Raw genomic sequence first — 18,664 nt, forward strand, 5'->3', positions numbered from 1 at the left:
AGACACATGGCATCCTCCACCCCTTCCGCAGTCACCGATCTTTCCGCAGCGCTCGTCACGACGCCCGTGCCGCTGTCCGACTGGCTGATCATTCTCCCCATTGCGCTCTGCATTGGCGCAGGCGCGGTGCTGATGATGATGCGCCACGCCATCCGCCACCACGCGACCGTCGCCATCGCGGCGCTGTTCCTGCTGGTGCTGCTCGATGCCGCGCTTTTGTGGAAGGTCGCCACTCATGGCCCGTTCACCATGGTCATGGGCCGCTGGCTGCCGCCCTTCGGCATTGCCTTTACCGCCGACCTGACGGGCGCGCTGCTGTCGCTTGCCGCCGCCATCGTCGCACTTGCGGGCGCCATCCATGCCGGCGCGGATATCGACGCCAGCGGCAGGCGCTACGGTTTTTATCCCTTCCTGATGCTTTTGATGGCCGGTGTCACCGGCGCTTTCCTGACCGGCGACATCTTCAACCTCTATGTCTGGTTCGAGGTGCTGCTGATCTCATCCTTCGGCCTGATCGTGCTCGGTTCGACGCGCGAGCAGATCGACGGCGCGCTGAAATACGCCATTTTGAACCTCATCGGCACGACGCTGTTCCTGATAACTGTGGGTTATCTCTATGCCATCTTCGGCACGCTCAACATGGCCGATATCGCGCAGAAGGCGACCGGGCTGCGCGGTTCGGCGCCGCTGATGACGCTTGCGAGCCTGTTCGCGCTCGCCTTCGCCATGAAGGCCGCCGCCTTCCCGGTGAACTTCTGGCTGCCCGCTTCCTATCACACGCCGCGCATCGTCGTTTCCGCCCTGTTCGGCGGCTTGCTCACCAAGGTCGGCATCTATTCGCTGCTGCGCGTCATGGTCATGCTGTTTCCGGTCGAGCGGGAAGAACTCAGCATCGTCATCGCCATCTCGGCGGCGTTGACCATGGTGCTCGGGGCCATGGGCGCGCTCGCCCAGAACGATATCCGCCGCATGCTCGGCTATATCGTCATATCGGGCATCGGCTACATGATGGCCGGCATCGCCATCGGCACGCCGTCGGGTGTCACCGGCGCCATTTTTTACGCGCTGCATTCCATGGTGCTGATGACGGCGCTTTATCTCGCCGCCGGCCATGCGGCCCGCCTCGGCGGCGGTTTCAGCCTCACCTCACTCAGAGGCCTTTACCAGCAGGCTCCGTGGTTTTCGGCGCTGGTGCTGGCGCTGTTTTTCGCCGGTTCCGGCCTGCCGCCCTTTTCCGGCTTCTGGCCGAAGGCGGTGCTGGTCAAGTCGGCGATCGATATCGGCGCATGGTGGCTCGCCGGCGCCATTCTCGCCTCCGGCTTCATTGCCACCATCGCTTTCGGGCGGATCTTCCTTTTGTGTTTCTGGCGTCCTGTTGCGGCATCCACCGGTCAGCCTTCTGTGCCGCAGGCGTCGCCCTCGGCAGCGCCGTCTTTCGCGCCGCTGGTGGGGCTGACGGTGCTGGTGGTATTCTTCGGCCTGTTTCCAGAAAGCCTGCTCAATCTCAGCCAGCAGGCGGCCGCAGGCCTCGCTAATCCGCAGGCCTATATCCAGTCGGTCTTTACCGAAGGGGGCAAACCATGAGCCTCTATCTCGTACAATTGCTTTTCGTTGCCGTATGGCTCGCCGTGACGGGCAGTGTCACGCTCGCGAACATCATTTTCGCCCTTGTCGTTTCGACGCTGGCGCTCGGCATTATCCGCCACCAGCTTCCGGGCGGGCGTAACCACTGGCTCAGGCTTGTCCGCGTGCTGTCGCTGGTGCTGCTGTTCTTCAAGGAGCTGGCTCTTTCCGCATGGAAGGTCGCCGTGCTGGTGACCCGGCCGAAGCTCGACGTGCAGCCCGGCATTTTCGCCTATCCGCTGACGGTGACGACGGATTTCGAGATCACGCTGCTCGCCAATCTCATCACGCTCACGCCAGGCACGCTCTCGGTCGATGTTTCGGCGGACAGGAAAACGCTTTACGTGCACGCGATCGATTGCAGTGATATCGAAGCCACGAAAAACGACATCCGTAACGGCTTTGAAAGAAAGATCATGGAGGCGTTTCAGATATGACGCCGGAACAAATAGTTTCATTTGCAACTATACTTGCATCGGTTGTTCTGTCGGCCGCCTTTTTGCTGACAGTATATCGCGTCGTCGTCGGCCCCACCTTGCCGGACCGTATCGTTGCGCTCGACATGCTGGCGGGCATCGCCATCGGCTTTATCGCAGTCATCGCCATCCGCACCGGCTTCAATCTTTACGTCGATATTGCCATTGCGCTCGGCCTGGTCGGTTTTCTGGCAACGGTTGCCTTCGCCCGCTTCGTGCTGTCGCGCGGCCCGGACGGCCGGCGCAGGCCGGCGGCGGTTCTTGATGGTGAAAGGGCATCTGAAGCCATTGAAAAAAATATGGAAAAAGGTGTCGCCAACAGAAAAGGAAAGGGCAGGCGATGATGGCTTGGATCGTGGCTATTCTGGTTGCGGCGCTGTTGATCTCTGGCGCCATTTTCTCGCTGATTGCGTCAATCGGCCTCAATCGGCTGCCTGATGTCTATACCCGCATGCATGCGGCTTCCAAGGCGGGAACGGTGGGGTCCGGCCTGCTGCTTCTGGCGGTCGGCATCCATTCCATGGAAATATCGACGCTGGCGCGGGCGCTCGCCGGTTTCTTCTTCTTTGTGCTTACCGCGCCGGTCTCGGCACATCTTCTTGCCATGGCCGCTCACAAGGCAGGTTATCCGCTTGCCGTTAAATCGGTAGTTGATGACATCAAGAAAATTTGAAGTTGAAAATCCCCCTAATAATTGGGGGTATTCATTTTCAATTACTACTTGGCATAGTATTTTATTACCCGTAATTTTTTGTATTCCGATTAGACTGTTTTGAACTGAAAAATTCACAATAGGAATTTGACTTTTGCTGTTTTGCTGTTATCCAAATTAAGTGTAAAGTTGCTAATCGCGATTTGCATCTAGCCTCTTCATAGTCGGCATAGGCATTTTATTAATGTCTAATCTATGGCCCATCGGACCATTGCTGCCCATGTCGCGGGCCATAAGTTGAATCTCGGACCAATTCGTTTCCGGTTTTCGCTCGAAATCTAGGGGTAGGTTTCATGTTGGTTTCAACAAGGCGAAGGTGGGGCACCGGGTAACTTCACATCGCTCGATGCGGCGTTCGCCCGCGTCAGGGGATCAATAAACAGGAGATACTTAAATGACGGAAACTGCATACGGTAACGCCCAGGATCTGCTGGTCGAACTGACTGCGGATATTGTGGCTGCCTATGTTAGCAACCACGTCGTTCCGGTAACTGAGCTTCCCGGCCTTATTTCGGATGTTCACACGGCACTCAGCGGAACATCGGCACCGGCATCGGTGGCGGTCAATGTCGAAAAACAGAAGCCTGCCGTCTCCGTCCGCAAGTCGGTTCAGGATGACCACATCGTCTGTTTGGAGTGTGGCGGCTCGTTCAAGTCGCTCAAGCGGCATCTCACGACGCATCACAGCATGACGCCGGAAGAATATCGCGAAAAATGGGACCTGCCGGTCGACTATCCGATGGTTGCGCCCGCCTATGCCGAAGCCCGCTCGCGGCTCGCCAAGGAAATGGGTCTCGGTCAGCGCCGCAAGGCCAGCCGCTGATTTTAAAGACGGTCCGGCTGCTGTCCTGACAGATAGCCGGAAGTCGCAAGGCAATACGGCCGGTCCTTTGACCGGCCGATTTCGTTTCTGGGGTTCGAAGACCTCACCTCCGTCCTGCCAGCCCATATCCGGCATCCAGCTACGGCGCGTCTGCGCCGTGAGAGGGGTCTTTCGCGATCGAGAACTGCATCGCACCAGACCCGGGAGCCGTTCCCTCGACCGACTTTTTTGTCGCGCAAAATTTCGATTGAGGAAAAAAATCCTTTATCGCACACATCAATTCTGCAAAAATAAAGCCGTATCAATCGCATAATCCTCCACGTCAAATTTGCACTTCCCCATGCTGGCTCTCAGGTGTATGAATTAATTCCTATTCGTAGAGGAGTTGCATATGCCGTCGGATACTGTGTTTCTGCCTGCCGCCGCGCGGCCTTGCGTGCGGCTCGGTGATCGTCCCTTTCGTCGTTGGCCGTCTGCGGCCGGGCGGGATGAGATTTCCCGTCTTTGCCGTCTGGTACGGCAGCTCACCGGCGAGATGGTGCAATTGACGGGCGACCGAATGCTGGTGCGCCGCGACAGCCGGCGCACGGAATGCCACATCCGCCAGATCGCCATGTATGTTTGCCATGTGCAGCTGGGCATTCCCATGTCGGATATCGGGCCGTGTTTCGGCCGGGACAGGACGACGGTGGGCCATGCCTGCCAGGTGGTGGAGGACCGGCGTGACGAACCGGCATTCGATGAGTTCGTCGCCGCGCTCGAGCGGCTCACCGGCAGTATCTTCAACGCGATGAAAGGCGCCCGGGATGAGTGAGGAAAAAAGCATCCCGGTTGCCTCCCCGAACCCTCATCTCCTGCGGCTGCTGCGCTGCATCGCCGCGGGCGCGGCCGAGATGTCGCAGGAGGGCGGGGATATCGTCCTGCGCCGGGCGCGGGCAGGCCACACGGCGCTGCGGTTTCCGGCCGCGACGGTGCGGTTTGCCATTTCCTCCGGGCTGGTCGAGCAGCGGGACAACACCCTTTCCGCCGCACCGCCGCTCGCCTCCTGCCTGAAACGTGCAATGGCGAAAGACCGGGACGAGGTTTTTCAGGAACAGCACCGGCATATGCAGACGGTTGTTGTGGATGTCGGCGATGCGAAGCAGCAGGCCCGGCGCAATCTCAACACCTCTCCCCTGACCAGCCTTGCAAGGTTGAAGGAACGGGACGGTGCGGCGTTTTTCCCGGCGGATGCTCTGGAGGCGGGCGAGCGCCTCGCCGCCGATTTTCATCGCGGTCACCTCAACCCGAAGGTTACGGCGACATGGGAGCCGAGAATAGCGAACCGCACAAAAGGCGAGGCGGGAGGCGCGCTCGATCTCACCGAGGCGGCAATGGCCGCAAGAACGCGGTTTTCCCGCGCGGCCGATGCGATGGGGCCTGAACTGTCGGGCGTCGCCATCGATATCTGCTGCTTCGAAAAGGGGCTGGAGACGGTGGAGCGCGAAAGGCAATGGCCGGCGCGGTCGGCAAAACTGCTGCTGCGCGCCGCACTGCTGGCGCTTGCCCGCCATTATGCGCCGCCTGCGGCCCGCGCCGGCAGAAAGGAACACCATTGGGGCGATGCAGATTATCGCCCGTCGATGGCGAGGTGAAGGTCAGGCGGCCAGCAGCCGGGCTTCCTCGCGGATGCGCTTGATCATGGAGCGCAGGCCGTTAGCGCGCTGCGACGACAGATGTTCCACCAGCCCGATCCTGTCGAATACCTCAATGGCGTCGAGACCGGCGATTTCGGAGGCTCTCTTGCCGGAATAGACGGCGAGCACGATGGCGACGAGGCCGCGCACGATATGTGCATCCGAATCGCCTTCGAAGGTCAGGAGAGGGTCTTCCGCACCATTGCTGTGGCTGACGAGCCAGACCTGGCTTGCACAGCCATGCACCTTGTTCTCGGCCGTGCGCTTGTCTTCCGGCAGATCGGGAAGCGCCTTGCCGAGTTCGATGACATAACGATAACGATCCTCCCAGTCATCGAGGAAGGCGAAGTCGTCAAGGATCGTTTCGAGAGAGGCCATTTGCGCGCCGTATCATCCATTATTGCAGGTCTTTGTTAGGATATAGGCGAAGTGCGGCCGGTTTTGAACCATGGCCCATGAAAAAGCCCACGGAAAACAGGTTTCCGTGGGCAAGTCAGGCAGGCAATCGGCAGCCGGATATTTTCGGCTGCAAAAGAGGTGCGGCGCGGTGGCCGGCAAGGATCAGGGCAACAGTATCAGGGGGCCGGGCGCTTCTGCGGCAGGGGAATGACGGTGCCGGTCTTCAGCATGTCGGCATCCTTCGGAAATTCGACGCTGACGACCGGGGCTTCGGCCAGTTTTTCGGTCTCGGCCGCGAGTTCAGCGGCGGGGGCGGGCTTGTCACCGGAAGCAAGCTGCTTGTCCAGCAGCTCATAGGCGACCTTTGCGCCTTCCTTTGCCCGCTCGCCGAGCGCATGGAAGGTTTCGGCGCCCTTGACGCAGACATCGGGCTTTTCGATGCAGATGGCGCTGACATAACGATAGGCTTCACCGGCTGCCGAAACGGCGCTGGGAATATCGAAGGCCGAAGGTTCCTTGGCCGGATCGTTGCTGCTGCCGAAATAGGACAGCGCCACCAGCACCAGCGAAAACCAGAATGTTCCCTTGATCAGAAACCACATTGTCAGACTACCCTGCCAGATGATCTTTGTTTTCTAAAGCCCCGCCCGGTTTCGGGTCATCGGCCTTTGTCCCGTTTTTCGGGCTTGTGAAGAAGCTACACGCGACCGGCGAACAGCCGATTGCAAAAAGCGGCGCAATTTAATTCAAATTGTATCTATTCTCCTCGTATCGGTACGCCTGCCATCAATTCATTCGCATTTTAACAGTCCATGTTAAGCATAATTGCGACAGAGGCCGCGCGTTCCGGGCGAAAGCGGCGCAAAGCTTTGCCACAAAAGTTAACGCGATGGCAAAAATGAAGCGAAATCCGTCGCTTACCCGTCATTAACCATGATTGGCAAAGCTTCGAAGAAATGCCCCGTAATGGGACTGCGAGGCATTTGACGGGCCTTTGAGGCCATTCTTTTTATCCATTCCTTAAGCCGCCGCCTTCTATTGTCGGAGCCGTTAGAACCGCCTCAGGGATTCGGTGTTGGTATTGCGTAATATGAGAGAAAAAGCGGTCGCATTGGTCGACCATGCCGCAGGCAGATGGCTTGCGCGCATGGAAGAGGACGCCGAAAGGCGCGCCGGAACCGTTGCGCGCCTGCGCCGGCTGATCGCCTTCAGCGCCGTCGGACTTCTGGTGGTACCAGCCCTTTTCAGCCTCGTTTTCAGCCCCGCCATCGCGCTGCCCATCGGCGCTGCCCTGGTGCTGGCGCTGTTTCTGGCCGCCGCAGCATTGCTGATTGCCTTTTCGCGTCCCGCGCGCGGTGCGTCCTCCTTTTCCGCCTTGTCTGGCGATAACGACCTGATCGCCGCTACGCAGGTGCCGGGCCTCGTGCTCATGATCGGTGATACCGGCTTCGTCGAACACGTCTCCGGCCGCGATCTTACGACCTTCCCGGCCGATCTGCAGGCCAGCAAGGACCATGCCCTCGTTGAATATGTCTATGTCTCGGACCGTATCGAATTGATGCAGGCTTTCGATCTGCTGCGGCAGGGCGAGGACAGGGCAACCGCCGAACTCCGTTTCGAGACCGGTGCAAAGTCGCGTCAGGCGCAGTTCATGCATGCGCGTATCGAGATGACGGCAATCCGCAGCGCCAGCGGCCGGCTGCGCCGCATCGTCGCGCAGCTTTCCGATGTCACCGAGATGGAACGCCTGCGCCGCGATGTCGCCCGCAAGGCGGCCGAGGCGGAATCGGCCAATGATGCGAAATCCCGCTTTCTCGCTGCCGTCAGCCACGAGTTGCGCACGCCGCTCAACGCCGTCCTCGGTTTTTCCGATATTCTGGCCGGCGAATATTTCGGCCGGCTGGAGAACGACCGCCAGCGGGAATATGTCGGCCTGATCCGCCAGTCCGGCGCCCATCTTCTCTCTGTCGTCAACACCATGCTCGATATGAGCAAGCTGGAAGCCGGCCGTTACGAGCTGATGATGGAAAGCTTCCCGATTGCCGAAACCATCTCGTCCTGCGAGGCCATGCTCGGCCTGCAGGCGAAGGAAAAAGGCCTGACTTTGACCAGCCGCATCCAGCGCGGTATCGGCGAAATCTCGGCCGATCAGCGCGCGATCCGGCAGGTTCTGATCAATCTTGCCGGCAACGCCATAAAATTCACCGATGCCGGTGGTGTGGTGTCGATCGACGCCGCGCGTGAGGGTGCGATGCTGAAGCTTACGGTGAGCGATACCGGCATCGGCATCGCTTCCGACAAGATCGAACTCCTGGGCCAGCCTTTCATGCAGGTTCAGAATGAATATACCCGTCGCTATGAGGGCACGGGTCTCGGATTGTCCCTGGTCAAGGGGCTTGTGGCACTGCATGGCGGCACTTTCGCCATCGCCAGCAAGCCCGGCGAGGGAACGGTCGTAACGATCACCCTGCCTGCCGACGGTTCGGGCATGGCGGGTGGCGGCGAAAGCGCCGAAGCCGAAAGCATGGTGGAATTTCCGCCGCGCATCCGGCAGCTCGGCGATATGGCCGCAATGATGAAAAAGGATGGTGACGATGGCCCCGCGAAAGCGAAAATCGCCTAAGAAAACAACGGCCCAGATTGGCGCCGGGATTGTTTCCTTGGTGGTTTCGGCCATCGGGCGCGAAATCCTGCGCCATCCGAAACTGGTCGGCAGTTGCGGCGCCTTCGCGGTCGTCTTCGGTTTTGTCGCCGCCAATGCGCTCTGGTATCAGCCGGGCGTGCACCCGTCGCCTTTCCTGCGCACGCGCGATGCGGAAAACCCGAACGGGATTGCCGGTTATCGCCCGGCCGAGCCGCTCGGCACGCAGGGCAACGTCACCACCTTCCGCATAGAACGACCGGCGGAGACGCAAAACGCGCAGCAGCCGGTGGCCGAAACGCCGGCGCAACCTGTCGCTGAAAACCAGAAACCGCAGCAGATCGTTGCCGATATTCAGGCCGAACTGAAGAAACGCGGGCTTTACGAAGGCGAGGCGGATGGCCGCATGGGCCCACGCACCGCAGCCGCGATCATGTTCTTCGAAGAAACGCTCGGCATGGAACAGACCGGCGAGCCGACGACCCGCGTGCTGGCGGCGCTCAGGATCGATGGCGCGACGGTTGCGGCGATCCCCAGGGACCGGCCTGCCGATACCAGCGGCGGCGTCGAGATCGACCCCGTGGCTGCCGCCATCCGCAAGGCGGAAGCGCCGCGCCCGAAGGCCGAACCGGCCTCCCTCAACAGCGCCGCCAAACCGGCAAGCCGCGATTTGATCGCCAAGATCCAGCAGGGGCTGATCAATATCGCCTATGCCGACGTGAAGGTGGACGGCGTGGCCGGCCAGCAGACCCGCAACGCCATCCGCGCGTTTGAGAAGCACTATCGCCTGCCGGAAACCGGTGAGCCGAGCGAGGCCGTGTTGAAGAAGCTGAAGTCGATCGGGGCGCTTTAGATTTTTACAGCGGCTGAGGTGCGTGGGGCTTACCCCCCTCTGCCCTGCCGGGCATCTCCCCCTCAAGGGGGGAGATCGGCAAGAGGCTCTTTCGCGGCACCATTCTCAAACGTTGAGATGGGCGAGACCTTGCCACAGATCGATCTCCCCCCTTGAGGGGGAGATGCCCGGCAGGGCAGAGGGGGGTAAAGCCCCGCGCACCTTCGTCCGCCTAAAATCAGCATTGCGAAGCCCGCCCCACCATTTCCATTCGAAAGCACCCCCATGCGCCTCAAATCCGAAATGTTCGTCTCAGCCCTCATCCGCCGCGTCTTCGCCGCCGGCGGATTTGCGGCTGTCGAAAAGAAGGGGGCGGAGGAGGCGGGGGCGATTTTCATTCGTCAGCGCTTGCGCGATGGCCGAGAAAATCTCTATGGACCCGCGCCGCAGAGCTTTGCCGATGACGAGGACATCCGCGCCGAGCGCCGTTTCGAAACGCGCCTTGCCGGTGCGGATGGCGAGGAAAGCACCGCTCTTCTTGAGAGGGAACGACGCTTCGACAGCGATCTGTGGGTGGTGGAGATCGAAACCGATGAGATCGGGACTCTGCTGACGCTGGTGGATCAGCCCAGGGCCTAGAATCGTCCGGCAATGGCCCGCTTCTTCAATCCGTGAAGGTGCGAGGCCAGCCGCGCTTACCCTTGCGTCCCGGTTCTCTGCGCAGCCGGTGCGCTGCGGTCCGGCCGTTCGCGGCCATGCGTATAGCTGTCGGCCCGCCGCCAGCTTTCCAGCCGCTCTTCGCATTCCACGATGTCGAGACGGTCGAGCAGGGCTTCGGCACGGCTCATATCGCCTTCGGCGGCGGAAAGATGCGGATAGAAGCATTGCAACACGAAAGCCGCCTCGGAAAATTCCATGCCAAGGCCGGTCAACGTCGTTGCAAGCTGCGCGCCTGATATATCGAGCATGATGCGCTCCGACAGCCAGTAGCTCGACGACAGCGAATCCGCCAGCGCCACCGCGAATTGCCGGGCATTGCGCTCGCGGGCGAAACGCACCAGCAGCGCTTCCTGCACCTCGCTCAACCGGCGAAGGCCGAGAACGTCGCTTTCCGGGCGGTTGAGGTGATGCGCCATCTGCTTGATCCGCTGACGCATTTCCTCTTCGAGTGCGGAAGCGGCGGCGATGGTGTCCGTCTTTTCTTCCGCTTTCGGCTCTTCGGGGCTTTCCGCCGCCTGCGGTTCGGCAGCCGCCGTCTCTCCATCCGGCCGCTTCAGATCTTCGGCGTGACGCAGCCCGACAAGCGCGTCGATGACGGTGGGGGAGAGGTCTTCGCGCCGCACGATGGCGCGCGCATGCGCCGCCCCTTGCGTGCGGGCAATGGTGATCAGCGTGTCGTCATCGAGGCATCTGGAGGAGATGAGGAAGGGCGCCGCAAGCGAAATCGGCTGGCAGGCGATGAAGAAGGCGACAGCCGAAGGCACGCTCGGATGCTGGGAGAGCGCGGCGATGGCCTCCCGCTTGGCTTCGTCGGTGGAGGCGTTGAAAAGCGGCATGAAAAGTTCGGCGAACTGCCGAAGGTCCGTTTTTGACGGATGGGAGACATTCTCGAAATTCGTCACGGTGGCCATCAGCACCACATCTTTCTTCCTCACGGCTCTTGGCCTCTCAAGTTCTCGAAACCGGTCGGTCAACGCACTACCCAACAAACGCAAACACAATATCGGCTCAAATTAGAGCAAATGCGTTGACGTCCTGTTAACTATGGGGGGTGGCAAGAGAGAATCCGCCTCTATCAACAAGGAAATTTTAAAACCTTGATGACGGACGAAATGCCGTGGAACTTTACCGCATCGCCTTTGTTTTCAAGGGGTGCGGCTCCGGCCGGAATAAGTTGGGGTCCGGCAATTAAGGTTAACGGATCATTAACCTCTGTCTGTTTGTAATTTCATGGGCAGTATTAGGATTCCATGTTATTCTTATCGACGGAATAAATGCAAAAATGGCATGCGAAGCCTGAATCTGCGCACGATCCCCTTATAAGAATCGCTTTGGATTTTTGGATCGTGCGAAAACCAGTCTGTGGACTGGCCTATGCGCAATGTGATGGTGATGAAATTCCCGACGCAAGACGAGGCTTGCGCGGTTCCCATGGGCAACATTGACAATCATGTCCCGAAGAGGAGATGAGCATGGCAGAGATTATTCCAATCGGCGACGCCCGACGAAGCCTGCGCCCCGCCGGCGCGGTGGCAACGGTGATCGGCCCGGCGAAAGTCGTGCTGTTTACCGGCGTGCGCTATGAAAAACGCGATACCGAGCCGACCGGCAAAGTCGCGCGCAAAGGCAAATCCGCAGCGGAAACCGCCCTCAAATCCTGACTGCAAAGAATAACCGACGTTATTTCCACGCCGTCGGCTGGCATTTCGCCTCGTTCAGGAACCGTTCCGCCTCTTCGCCGAAACTCGGCTGCGGTACCATGGTCCGCAACACAACATACCCTTCCGTCTGATCCGATTCCGCCAGAATGGCCTGCGAAAGCGCGGGTGGCTGCGCCTTGCGGATGGCGGCGATCTGCACCGCATCCGCCACCAGAATATCCATCACCCCGCCGGCGGATGTGCGGTCATTCATGCTGAACACCTCATTCGAGGCCTTGTCGTAAACCGCGACCGACCAGAAGGGCACGGCCCCGATAGCGGTGAGCCTGACCGGCTTGTCCTCGATATCGAAGGTGCAGACCGCGACCCGCATGAAGGGATCGCCGCTGCCCAGCGTCTTTTTCTCCGTCGTCTCTTCGAGCAGATGAAACAGATGCGGCTTTCCTTCCGCCACCGCGCGCGTATAGGCGTCGCGATTGCTGAAATGCGGTATCGCCAGAAGAATGATGACATGCAGCACGGCTGCGCCGACGAGACCGGTGAGGATGGCGAGCAGGACCCTAAGCATTGCCACACCCCAGCTTGCGGATTTGCGGCATGGAAATATCGATCAGGCCGGAACTGCCCGCGACGGGCGTGTCGAGCAGGGTCATGACCAGCCTGAAGGTCTGGCCCTGCGGCACCGACAGCCAGTTATAGGTCTGGGCGTCAGCGGCGATGGTGATGTCGATGCCGCCATCGGCGCTGCGCAAAAGCGTACGGGAGTTGAGCGCGAATGGCCGCCCCGCATCCTCCGCCAGCACATTGCCCTGCTGGTCGGCGGTGTAAATCGTCCAGAAACGCGCAGGCGGCACGGCGCCGGCCAGCCGGTATCGGCATTCGCCGCTCAGGCGTTGCCCATCGCTGTCGACGGAGGCGGTAAAAGCCAGCCCTTCCGCGGTTCCGTAAAGCAGCTTGCCGGCGTCGGCGCGGTGCGATTTGGCGTAAGGATCGGCCTCGATCGTCTGCGCTTCGGGAAAGGCATCCCAGGAGCCGATGCGGATCGATCCAAAGCCGGATGTCGCCTCAAGGGCTGCCAGCGTCGCGGCAATACCGCCGCCAAAGGCGATCAGAAGGGCGATGCCGACAAGGAATGGAACTCGGAACACGCTGTTTTCCCGTTTATGAACAGGTCGAGGACTATCACTGATTCCCTGTTTGGAAAATGGCGCGGCTTGTTTACTCTCCGTGAAAATGATCACAACCGGGGATATTCCATCATGTCGCGACAATCCGCAATCGACCGTGCCGCCGCCTGTTTCGACGATGGCAGCTTCGAGCGGGATTTGTCGCGACGCGTTTTGCGACGGACCGAAAGCCAGAATGAGGAGCAGGGCGAGGAGCTGACGCTGTATCTGGAACAGGAAATGTTGCCCGCTTTCGCCGCCATGGGTTTCTCCTGCACCATCCTGCGTGACCCGACGGCGGATTTGCCGTTTCTGATCGCCGAGCGTTTCGAAGGCGACACGCTGCCGACCGTGCTGGGATACGGCCACGGGGATGTGGTGCGCGGTCAGGACGAGGGCTGGGCCGAGGGGCTTTCGCCCTTTGTGATGGCTGAGCGCAATGGCAGGTGGTATGGGCGCGGCACCGCCGACAACAAGGGGCAGCATTCGGTCAATATGGCGGCGCTGAAAGCCGTGCTCGAGACACGCGGCAGGCTTGGTTTCAACGCCAAATATCTGATCGAGATGGGCGAGGAGAGGGGCTCCCCCGGCCTGAGGGAGATTTGCCGGAACCATGGCGAGCGGCTGAAAGCCGATCTTCTGATCGCTTCCGACGGTCCGCGCCTGAATGCGGAACGGCCGACGGTTTTTCTCGGCGCGCGCGGCGGCATCACCTTCGATCTGGTGATCGAGGCGCGTGAGGGCGGCCATCACTCCGGCAATTGGGGCGGGGCGCTCTCCAATCCCGGCGTGCAGCTGGCCCATGCCGTCGCAAGTCTCGTCGGCCCGACCGGCCAGATCCGCGTGCCGGAACTGGTGCCGGATGAATTGCCGAAAGCGGTGCGTGAGGCCCTTGCCGATTGTGAAATCGATGGCGGGCCGGACGGCCCGAAGATCGATCCGGACTGGGGCGAGCCCGGCCTTTCCACCGCCGAGCGGGTTTTAGGCTGGTGCGCGCTGGAAGTGCTGGCTTTCGAGACCGGCAATCCGCGTGCGCCGGTCAACGCCATTCCGCCACGGGCATGGGCGCGGCTGCAATTGCGCTTCGTCGTTGGTATCGATCCGCAAGCGGTTCTGCCCGCCGTGCGGCGTCACCTCGACCGGCAGGGTTTCGCCATGGTGGAAATCGCGCCCGCCGGCGACGAGATTTTCCGCGCCACCCGGCTCGATCCGCAGGATCCATGGGTGGATTTCACGCTGCGCTCCATTGCCCGAACGACGGGCAGAAAACCGGCGCTTCTGCCCAATCTCGGCGGTTCGCTGCCCAACGATATCTTTGCCGATATCCTCAAACTGCGCACCATCTGGGTGCCGCATTCCTATCCCGGCTGCTCGCAGCATGCGCCGAACGAACATCTGCCGAAGGAGATCGCCCGCGAGGCGCTTACCCTTATGGCCGGGCTCTATTGGGATATCGGAGAGGGGGATACGCCGCCGCTTTAGGCGCCCATGACGAGCTTGAAGGCGATGGCCCACATGGTGACGGCGATGACGCCTTCGAGGATGCGCCAGGCGGAGGGTTTTTCGAAGATCGGCCGCAGCCAGCGCGCGCCGTAACCCAGCGAAAAGAAGAACACCAGCGAGCCGGTGGCCGCGCCCGCCGCGAAGGTTTTTTCGAAGCCGGGAAACTGCGTGGAAATGGTGCCGAGCAGCACGACGGTATCGAGATAGACATGCGGATTGAGAAAGGTCAGCGCAAGGCAGATGGCCAGCGTCTGCCACAGGCTTGCCTCCTGCCGCTCCGCCACCGAAAGCGCCTCGGAGGAGCGCAGCGCCGAATGCAGGCTTTTGGCGCCATACCAGATGAGGAAGGCGGCCCCCGCATAACGCATGATGGGATCGAGCGCCGGCATGATGGCGCTGATCCGCTGAAAACCGAAAACGCCGACGGTAATCAACAGCGCATCGGCAATGGCGCAGGTGGCGCACACGGCAAACACATGCGAGCGCGCCAGCCCCTGCTTCAGAACGAAGGCATTCTGCGCGCCGATGGCCACGATGAGGCTGAGGCCCATCGTCAGGCCGGTGAAGAAGATCTGGATGTCCATGCGCGTCGCGGCCCCTGCCTCTGTCCATTGTGGAATGGCCGAAGGCGTTGCTTCCGGACCGAGTGCTTGGATATTTCCGCCAGATAGTTTAATCCAGTTAAATAAACTCAATCCAGATAAGCTGAGCTAATGGCACACTTCGCTCTTCAACCTCTCGGTTTTCCACAACGTTGCCATCTCTCCACCCTCATTCCTGTGCTCGTCACAGGAATCCAGCCAGCCCAAGTCCTTGGGCTGAAAAGACTCTTCCGCCGCACAGACGTGCGTCGACTGGATTCCTGTGACAAGCACAGGAATGAGGGAAGGAGAGGCCGTCACCTATGGCTTCCAGGGCCCTCTCGCCACCTCCAAACCCTGCATGAGGTGCCGTAATGCTCGACTATCCTTCCATGCGGGCCGTGGCGCTCGTGGCCCAGACCGGCAGTTTCGAAAAGGCGGCGCAGGTGCTGTGCGTCACGCCGTCGGCCGTCTCCCAGCGCATCAAGCAACTGGAGGAGCGGCTGGGCGTGGTGCTGATCGTGCGCGGCAATCCCTGCGTGGCGACGGAAAAGGGCGAATGGCTCTGCCGTCACATGGATCATGTCGGCATGCTGGAAAGCGAATTGTTCCGACAGCTTCCGGCGCTGGCGGAAGCCGGCGCAGCACAGGAGCGCGTGACGCTCAACATCGCCACCAATGCCGACAGTCTCGGCACATGGTTTCTGGATGCGGTTTCGAAATTCACCGGCGGCAGCGATTATCTCGTCAATATCGCGGTGGACGATCAGGACCACACGGTTGAATGGCTGCGCGGCGGCAGGGTGCTTGCCGCCGTGACCGCCCATGCCAAGTCGGTGCAGGGCTGCCGGGTCCTGCCCCTCGGCGTGCTGCGCTATCACGCCACCGCCAGCCCGGATTTCATGGCCCGCCATTTCGCCGGGGGCGTCACGCCCGCCGCCCTTGCCCGCGCCCCGGGGCTGACCTTCAACCAGAAGGACAGGCTGCAGGCGAGCTGGGTCAGGAAGGTGCTGGGCGAGGATATCGCCTATCCCACCCACTGGCTGCCCTCGACCGACGGTTTCGTGAAGGCGAGCCTTTCCGGCATGGGCTGGGGGCTCAATCCGGTGCAGCTTGTGGGGGATCACCTCAAGACGGGGAGGCTGGTGGAGGTCGTTCCCGGCACGCCGCTCGATATTCCGCTTTACTGGCAGGTCAACCGGCTTGCGGCGGAGCGGCTGGGGGTGTTGACGTCGCATGTGGTGGAGACGGCGAGGGGGGTGTTGTTGCGCTAAGTTGCGGATTTGGAGAAACGGTGGCGGTGGAGTGCTTGGCTTACCCCCCTCTGCCCTGCCGGGCATCTCCCCCTCAAGGGGGGAGATCGGTTGGTGGCCCTCCCGCCACTTCATTCTCTAACCTTGAGATGGGCGAAACTTCGCCGCAGATCGATCTCCCCCCTTGAGGGGGAGATGCCCGGCAGGGCAGAGGGGGGTGAGCCCCGAACTCCGAACGCACCCTTTATCCGCCGCAACCTCACCGCCGCGCCGCATCCTCCGCGCCTTCCCGCAACGATGCATCCGCCACCTTCTGCGTCGTCACGCTGAGCGCCGAAGCGTCCTTCATCTTCTTGGCGATGGAGCGGATCACACGCGTTGCCTCGGCCGAAAGCGAGCGCGGGCGGGTGAGCGCCGGCAAAGCGGGGGTGCTGGTGGCTGCGGCCGCCACTTCCGCAGAAGGCTGCGGGCGCGCGCCTGTCGGCAGCGGGTTCTGGATGCCGGGAATGGGACGCAGTTCCATGCCCTGATGGGCGTAGTCCATCAGCCGCTTGAAGGCCATGGCCGGAAGCGCGCCGCCGGTCATGTTGTTCATCGGCGTGAAATCATCGTTCCCGAACCAGACGGCCGTGGTGTAATTGCCGGTGAAACCCACGTACCAGGCATCGCGATAGGCCTGCGAGGTGCCGGTCTTGCCGCCGGAAACGATGCCGTTATCCAGCGCGCCGCGCCGGGCCGTGCCCATGACCGGGATGGTCACCAGCATCTGGTTCATCTTCGAATTGGCGTCTTCGGAAAGCACCCGTTTGGCGGGCGCTTCGTTGTGGCTGAAATCGTAGAGAACATTGCCCTCGTAATCCAGCACCTGCTCGATGCCGTGGCGGCGCGACTGCATGCCGTCGGCCGGGAAAACGGCATAGGCGGTGGCCTGATCGAGCACCGTCACTTCCGATGTGCCGAGCGGAATGGTCTTGTCGCTGCGCAGCGGCGTGGCGACACCCATGGCCTTGGCGGTATCGACGATGACCTGCGTGCCGAGCACGTCCTTGGCAAGACGCACGGGCACGGTGTTGTAGGATTTGGCGAGCGCCATCTGCAGCGTCACCTTGCCGGCATAGGAGCGTCCGTAATTCTGCGGCGACCAGCCGCGCCAGGTTACCGGCGCGTCGGAGATCAGCGTCTCCGGCTTCATGCCCTTTTCCATGGCGGCCGAGTAGGTATAGACCTTGAAGGAGGAGCCCGGCTGGCGCAGCGCCGCCGTGGCGCGGTTGAACTGGCTTTCGCCATAGTCGCGTCCGCCGACCATGGCGCGCACGCCGCCGCCGTTCTCGATCATCACCATCGCGCCCTGCTTGACGCGGTAACCTTCGCCGAATTCGCGCAGGCCCATTTCCATCGCCTGTTCGGCCGCCTGCTGCAGACCGGTATCGATGGTGGTGCGCACGACGACGGTGTGGTCCTTGAACTTGCCCTCGGCGGCCAGCCGCTGCACTTCGTCGAAAGCCCAGTCGAGGAAATAATCCGGCGCCTTCACATCGGCGCGGTCGATGACGGTGGCCGGGTTGCGCCGCGCGCCGATCACCTGGCCCTCGGTCATCAACCCGCTCTGCACCAGGTTGGAAAGCACGGTGTTGGCGCGCGCACGGGCGGCGGGCAGGTTGACATGCGGCGCATATTTGGCCGGCGCCTTGAACAGGCCGGCCAGAATGGCGGATTCGGCCAGCGTCACATCGGTCAGGTTCTTGCCGAAATAAAACTGCGCCGCCGCCGCCGCCCCGAAGGTGCCGCCGCCCATATAGGCGCGGTCGAGATAAAGGCTGAGGATTTCCTTCTTCGACATGTTGGTCTCGAGCCACAGCGCGAGGAAGGCTTCCTTGATCTTGCGCTCCAGCGAGCGCTCATTGGTAAGGAACAGGTTCTTGGCGAGCTGCTGCGTCAGCGTCGAGCCGCCCTGCACCACGCCGCCGGCGCGGGCGTTTTCGCTCATGGCGCGGGCAAGGCCGATGAAATCGATGCCGAAATGGTCGAAGAAACGCCGGTCCTCGGTCGCCAGAACCGCCTTGATGAAATGATCCGGCATCTGGTCGATCGGGACGGAATCCTCATGAATGATGCCGCGATGGCCGATGGTATTGCCGTAACGATCGAGGAAGGTGACGGCGAAATCGCCGCGATAACGCCAGTCCTTCTTGGTTTCCTCGAAGGCGGGCATGGCGAGCGCCAGAAGCACGACGGACCCCGCCGTTCCGAAGGTCAGCGCGTCGCAGGTCAGGTTGACGAGAAGCTTCTTCCAGCCGCGCACATGCAGCTTGCGCGAGGCGATGGTGACGTCTTCCCAGAAATCCACCAGCCTTGCCGCAGCCGTCCACAGGCCGGAGTCGATGAAGCTATCGATCCGGAGCAGGATGTGCCGTTTTTTACGGCCTTTTTTATCGTCTTTTTCTTCCTGCACCTGGCGATGTTTTCCTGTTCAACGCAACGCTGCCATCGATATGTCTGCCTGATATTCTACGCTTCAACCCATTCCCGACGCAAAACCGTGGCATGGTTATGTCGGAAGTGCTTGACGCGGCGGCCTTTCGCGGGCCAATGACCCCT

Annotated in this window: 20 protein-coding genes; 13 read left to right on the forward strand and 7 right to left on the reverse strand. The window is 61.2% G+C overall.

Features of this window, described 5'->3' with window-relative positions; translation table 11 throughout:
• Positions 1–6: 6 nt before the first annotated feature.
• The 7 genes from ACQZ60_RS04400 (at position 7) to ACQZ60_RS04430 (ending at position 5,268) form a co-directional block, all read left to right on the forward strand.
• Entirely contained in the window at positions 7–1,584 is a 1,578-nt protein-coding gene (locus ACQZ60_RS04400; protein ID WP_448734813.1) for a Na+/H+ antiporter subunit D, read from the forward strand.
• The gene (locus ACQZ60_RS04405) at positions 1,581–2,060 is read left to right on the forward strand and encodes a Na+/H+ antiporter subunit E (protein ID WP_003522293.1); all 480 of its coding nucleotides are present in this window, start codon (positions 1,581–1,583) and stop codon (positions 2,058–2,060) included. Before ACQZ60_RS04400 ends, ACQZ60_RS04405 begins: the two co-directional genes overlap by 4 nt.
• A complete protein-coding gene (locus tag ACQZ60_RS04410) occupies positions 2,057–2,443 on the forward strand; it encodes a cation:proton antiporter (protein WP_448734814.1) in 387 nt (128 codons plus the stop codon). Before ACQZ60_RS04405 ends, ACQZ60_RS04410 begins: the two co-directional genes overlap by 4 nt.
• The gene (gene mnhG, locus ACQZ60_RS04415; protein WP_448734815.1) at positions 2,440–2,772 is read left to right on the forward strand and encodes a monovalent cation/H(+) antiporter subunit G; all 333 of its coding nucleotides are present in this window, start codon (positions 2,440–2,442) and stop codon (positions 2,770–2,772) included. The genes ACQZ60_RS04410 and mnhG overlap by 4 nt, the downstream gene beginning before the upstream one ends.
• A gap of 433 nt (positions 2,773–3,205) precedes the next feature.
• The gene (ros, locus tag ACQZ60_RS04420; RefSeq protein WP_003509257.1) at positions 3,206–3,634 is read left to right on the forward strand and encodes a MucR family transcriptional regulator Ros; all 429 of its coding nucleotides are present in this window, start codon (positions 3,206–3,208) and stop codon (positions 3,632–3,634) included.
• A gap of 391 nt (positions 3,635–4,025) precedes the next feature.
• Entirely contained in the window at positions 4,026–4,448 is a 423-nt protein-coding gene (locus ACQZ60_RS04425; protein ID WP_448734816.1) for a helix-turn-helix domain-containing protein, read from the forward strand.
• Positions 4,441–5,268 (forward strand): DUF6456 domain-containing protein, encoded by an 828-nt coding sequence (locus ACQZ60_RS04430; RefSeq protein ID WP_448733720.1) that lies wholly within the window; start codon positions 4,441–4,443, stop codon positions 5,266–5,268. The genes ACQZ60_RS04425 and ACQZ60_RS04430 overlap by 8 nt, the downstream gene beginning before the upstream one ends.
• Positions 5,269–5,271: 3 nt before the next feature.
• Here the strand turns inward: ACQZ60_RS04430 and ACQZ60_RS04435 are convergent, their stop codons facing one another.
• Together ACQZ60_RS04435 and ACQZ60_RS04440 are read right to left on the reverse strand one after the other, a co-directional pair.
• Positions 5,272–5,688 (reverse strand): SufE family protein, encoded by a 417-nt coding sequence (locus tag ACQZ60_RS04435; RefSeq protein WP_003522298.1) that lies wholly within the window; start codon positions 5,686–5,688, stop codon positions 5,272–5,274.
• Between the two features lie 197 nt (positions 5,689–5,885).
• The gene (locus ACQZ60_RS04440; protein ID WP_003522299.1) at positions 5,886–6,311 is read right to left on the reverse strand and encodes a DUF5330 domain-containing protein; all 426 of its coding nucleotides are present in this window, start codon (positions 6,309–6,311) and stop codon (positions 5,886–5,888) included.
• Positions 6,312–6,799: 488 nt separating this feature from the next.
• Between ACQZ60_RS04440 and ACQZ60_RS04445 the strand changes: the two genes are divergently transcribed.
• The 3 genes from ACQZ60_RS04445 (at position 6,800) to ACQZ60_RS04455 (ending at position 9,821) form a co-directional block, all read left to right on the forward strand.
• Complete coding sequence (locus ACQZ60_RS04445; RefSeq protein WP_035261148.1) at positions 6,800–8,332, forward strand: sensor histidine kinase; 1,533 nt, start codon at positions 6,800–6,802, stop codon at positions 8,330–8,332.
• Positions 8,304–9,203 (forward strand): peptidoglycan-binding domain-containing protein, encoded by a 900-nt coding sequence (locus tag ACQZ60_RS04450; RefSeq protein ID WP_448734817.1) that lies wholly within the window; start codon positions 8,304–8,306, stop codon positions 9,201–9,203. Before ACQZ60_RS04445 ends, ACQZ60_RS04450 begins: the two co-directional genes overlap by 29 nt.
• 264 nt (positions 9,204–9,467) lie before the next feature.
• On the forward strand, positions 9,468–9,821 hold the full coding sequence (locus ACQZ60_RS04455; protein ID WP_448734818.1) for a DUF1491 family protein: 354 nt from the start codon (positions 9,468–9,470) through the stop codon (positions 9,819–9,821).
• 56 nt (positions 9,822–9,877) lie between these two features.
• Here ACQZ60_RS04455 and ACQZ60_RS04460 read toward each other — a convergent pair whose 3' ends face one another.
• On the reverse strand, positions 9,878–10,813 hold the full coding sequence (locus ACQZ60_RS04460; protein ID WP_448735313.1) for a DUF2336 domain-containing protein: 936 nt from the start codon (positions 10,811–10,813) through the stop codon (positions 9,878–9,880).
• Between the two features lie 561 nt (positions 10,814–11,374).
• Here ACQZ60_RS04460 and ACQZ60_RS04465 point away from each other — a divergent pair.
• Entirely contained in the window at positions 11,375–11,563 is a 189-nt protein-coding gene (locus tag ACQZ60_RS04465) for a hypothetical protein (RefSeq protein WP_035261156.1), read from the forward strand.
• A 19-nt stretch (positions 11,564–11,582) separates the two neighbouring features.
• On the opposite strand, the gene ACQZ60_RS04470 is transcribed toward ACQZ60_RS04465, so the two are convergent.
• Together ACQZ60_RS04470 and ACQZ60_RS04475 are read right to left on the reverse strand one after the other, a co-directional pair.
• Positions 11,583–12,131: a DUF1254 domain-containing protein gene (locus ACQZ60_RS04470; RefSeq protein WP_142778898.1), complete on the reverse strand. Its 549-nt coding sequence runs from the start codon at positions 12,129–12,131 to the stop codon at positions 11,583–11,585.
• A complete protein-coding gene (locus ACQZ60_RS04475; RefSeq protein WP_003522305.1) occupies positions 12,124–12,711 on the reverse strand; it encodes a DUF1214 domain-containing protein in 588 nt (195 codons plus the stop codon). Before ACQZ60_RS04475 ends, ACQZ60_RS04470 begins: the two co-directional genes overlap by 8 nt.
• A gap of 111 nt (positions 12,712–12,822) precedes the next feature.
• Here ACQZ60_RS04475 and ACQZ60_RS04480 point away from each other — a divergent pair, with 111 nt between their 5' ends.
• Entirely contained in the window at positions 12,823–14,211 is a 1,389-nt protein-coding gene (locus ACQZ60_RS04480; RefSeq protein WP_448734819.1) for a M20 family metallopeptidase, read from the forward strand.
• Here the strand turns inward: ACQZ60_RS04480 and ACQZ60_RS04485 are convergent.
• Positions 14,208–14,816, reverse strand: coding sequence for a LysE/ArgO family amino acid transporter (locus tag ACQZ60_RS04485; protein WP_059753851.1), 609 nt, complete (start codon positions 14,814–14,816; stop codon positions 14,208–14,210). The genes ACQZ60_RS04480 and ACQZ60_RS04485 overlap by 4 nt on opposite strands.
• Before the next feature lie 371 nt (positions 14,817–15,187).
• On the opposite strand from ACQZ60_RS04485, the gene ACQZ60_RS04490 reads away from it, so the two are divergent.
• On the forward strand, positions 15,188–16,087 hold the full coding sequence (locus ACQZ60_RS04490; protein WP_448734820.1) for a LysR family transcriptional regulator ArgP: 900 nt from the start codon (positions 15,188–15,190) through the stop codon (positions 16,085–16,087).
• A 238-nt stretch (positions 16,088–16,325) separates the two neighbouring features.
• Here ACQZ60_RS04490 and ACQZ60_RS04495 read toward each other — a convergent pair whose 3' ends face one another.
• Positions 16,326–18,518: a transglycosylase domain-containing protein gene (locus ACQZ60_RS04495; RefSeq protein ID WP_065654209.1), complete on the reverse strand. Its 2,193-nt coding sequence runs from the start codon at positions 18,516–18,518 to the stop codon at positions 16,326–16,328.
• Positions 18,519–18,664 lie beyond the last annotated feature (146 nt).

The sequence above is a fragment of the Agrobacterium sp. 22-223-1 genome (assembly GCF_053522385.1).

Excerpts from the sequence above, each read along its gene's own strand:
- ACQZ60_RS04400 (WP_448734813.1), top strand. The coding sequence starts at position 7 with ATGGCATCCTCCACCCCTTCCGCAGTCACCGATCTTTCCGCAGCGCTC.
- ACQZ60_RS04405 (WP_003522293.1), top strand. The coding sequence starts at position 1,581 with ATGAGCCTCTATCTCGTACAATTGCTTTTCGTTGCCGTATGGCTCGCC.
- ACQZ60_RS04410 (WP_448734814.1), top strand. The coding sequence starts at position 2,057 with ATGACGCCGGAACAAATAGTTTCATTTGCAACTATACTTGCATCGGTT.
- mnhG (WP_448734815.1), top strand. The coding sequence starts at position 2,440 with ATGATGGCTTGGATCGTGGCTATTCTGGTTGCGGCGCTGTTGATCTCT.
- ros (WP_003509257.1), top strand. The coding sequence starts at position 3,206 with ATGACGGAAACTGCATACGGTAACGCCCAGGATCTGCTGGTCGAACTG.
- ACQZ60_RS04425 (WP_448734816.1), top strand. The coding sequence starts at position 4,026 with ATGCCGTCGGATACTGTGTTTCTGCCTGCCGCCGCGCGGCCTTGCGTG.
- ACQZ60_RS04430 (WP_448733720.1), top strand. The coding sequence starts at position 4,441 with ATGAGTGAGGAAAAAAGCATCCCGGTTGCCTCCCCGAACCCTCATCTC.
- ACQZ60_RS04435 (WP_003522298.1), bottom strand. The coding sequence starts at position 5,688 with ATGGCCTCTCTCGAAACGATCCTTGACGACTTCGCCTTCCTCGATGAC.
- ACQZ60_RS04440 (WP_003522299.1), bottom strand. The coding sequence starts at position 6,311 with ATGTGGTTTCTGATCAAGGGAACATTCTGGTTTTCGCTGGTGCTGGTG.
- ACQZ60_RS04445 (WP_035261148.1), top strand. The coding sequence starts at position 6,800 with ATGAGAGAAAAAGCGGTCGCATTGGTCGACCATGCCGCAGGCAGATGG.
- ACQZ60_RS04450 (WP_448734817.1), top strand. The coding sequence starts at position 8,304 with ATGGCCCCGCGAAAGCGAAAATCGCCTAAGAAAACAACGGCCCAGATT.
- ACQZ60_RS04455 (WP_448734818.1), top strand. The coding sequence starts at position 9,468 with ATGCGCCTCAAATCCGAAATGTTCGTCTCAGCCCTCATCCGCCGCGTC.
- ACQZ60_RS04460 (WP_448735313.1), bottom strand. The coding sequence starts at position 10,813 with ATGGCCACCGTGACGAATTTCGAGAATGTCTCCCATCCGTCAAAAACG.
- ACQZ60_RS04465 (WP_035261156.1), top strand. The coding sequence starts at position 11,375 with ATGGCAGAGATTATTCCAATCGGCGACGCCCGACGAAGCCTGCGCCCC.
- ACQZ60_RS04470 (WP_142778898.1), bottom strand. The coding sequence starts at position 12,131 with ATGCTTAGGGTCCTGCTCGCCATCCTCACCGGTCTCGTCGGCGCAGCC.
- ACQZ60_RS04480 (WP_448734819.1), top strand. The coding sequence starts at position 12,823 with ATGTCGCGACAATCCGCAATCGACCGTGCCGCCGCCTGTTTCGACGAT.
- ACQZ60_RS04485 (WP_059753851.1), bottom strand. The coding sequence starts at position 14,816 with ATGGACATCCAGATCTTCTTCACCGGCCTGACGATGGGCCTCAGCCTC.
- ACQZ60_RS04490 (WP_448734820.1), top strand. The coding sequence starts at position 15,188 with ATGCTCGACTATCCTTCCATGCGGGCCGTGGCGCTCGTGGCCCAGACC.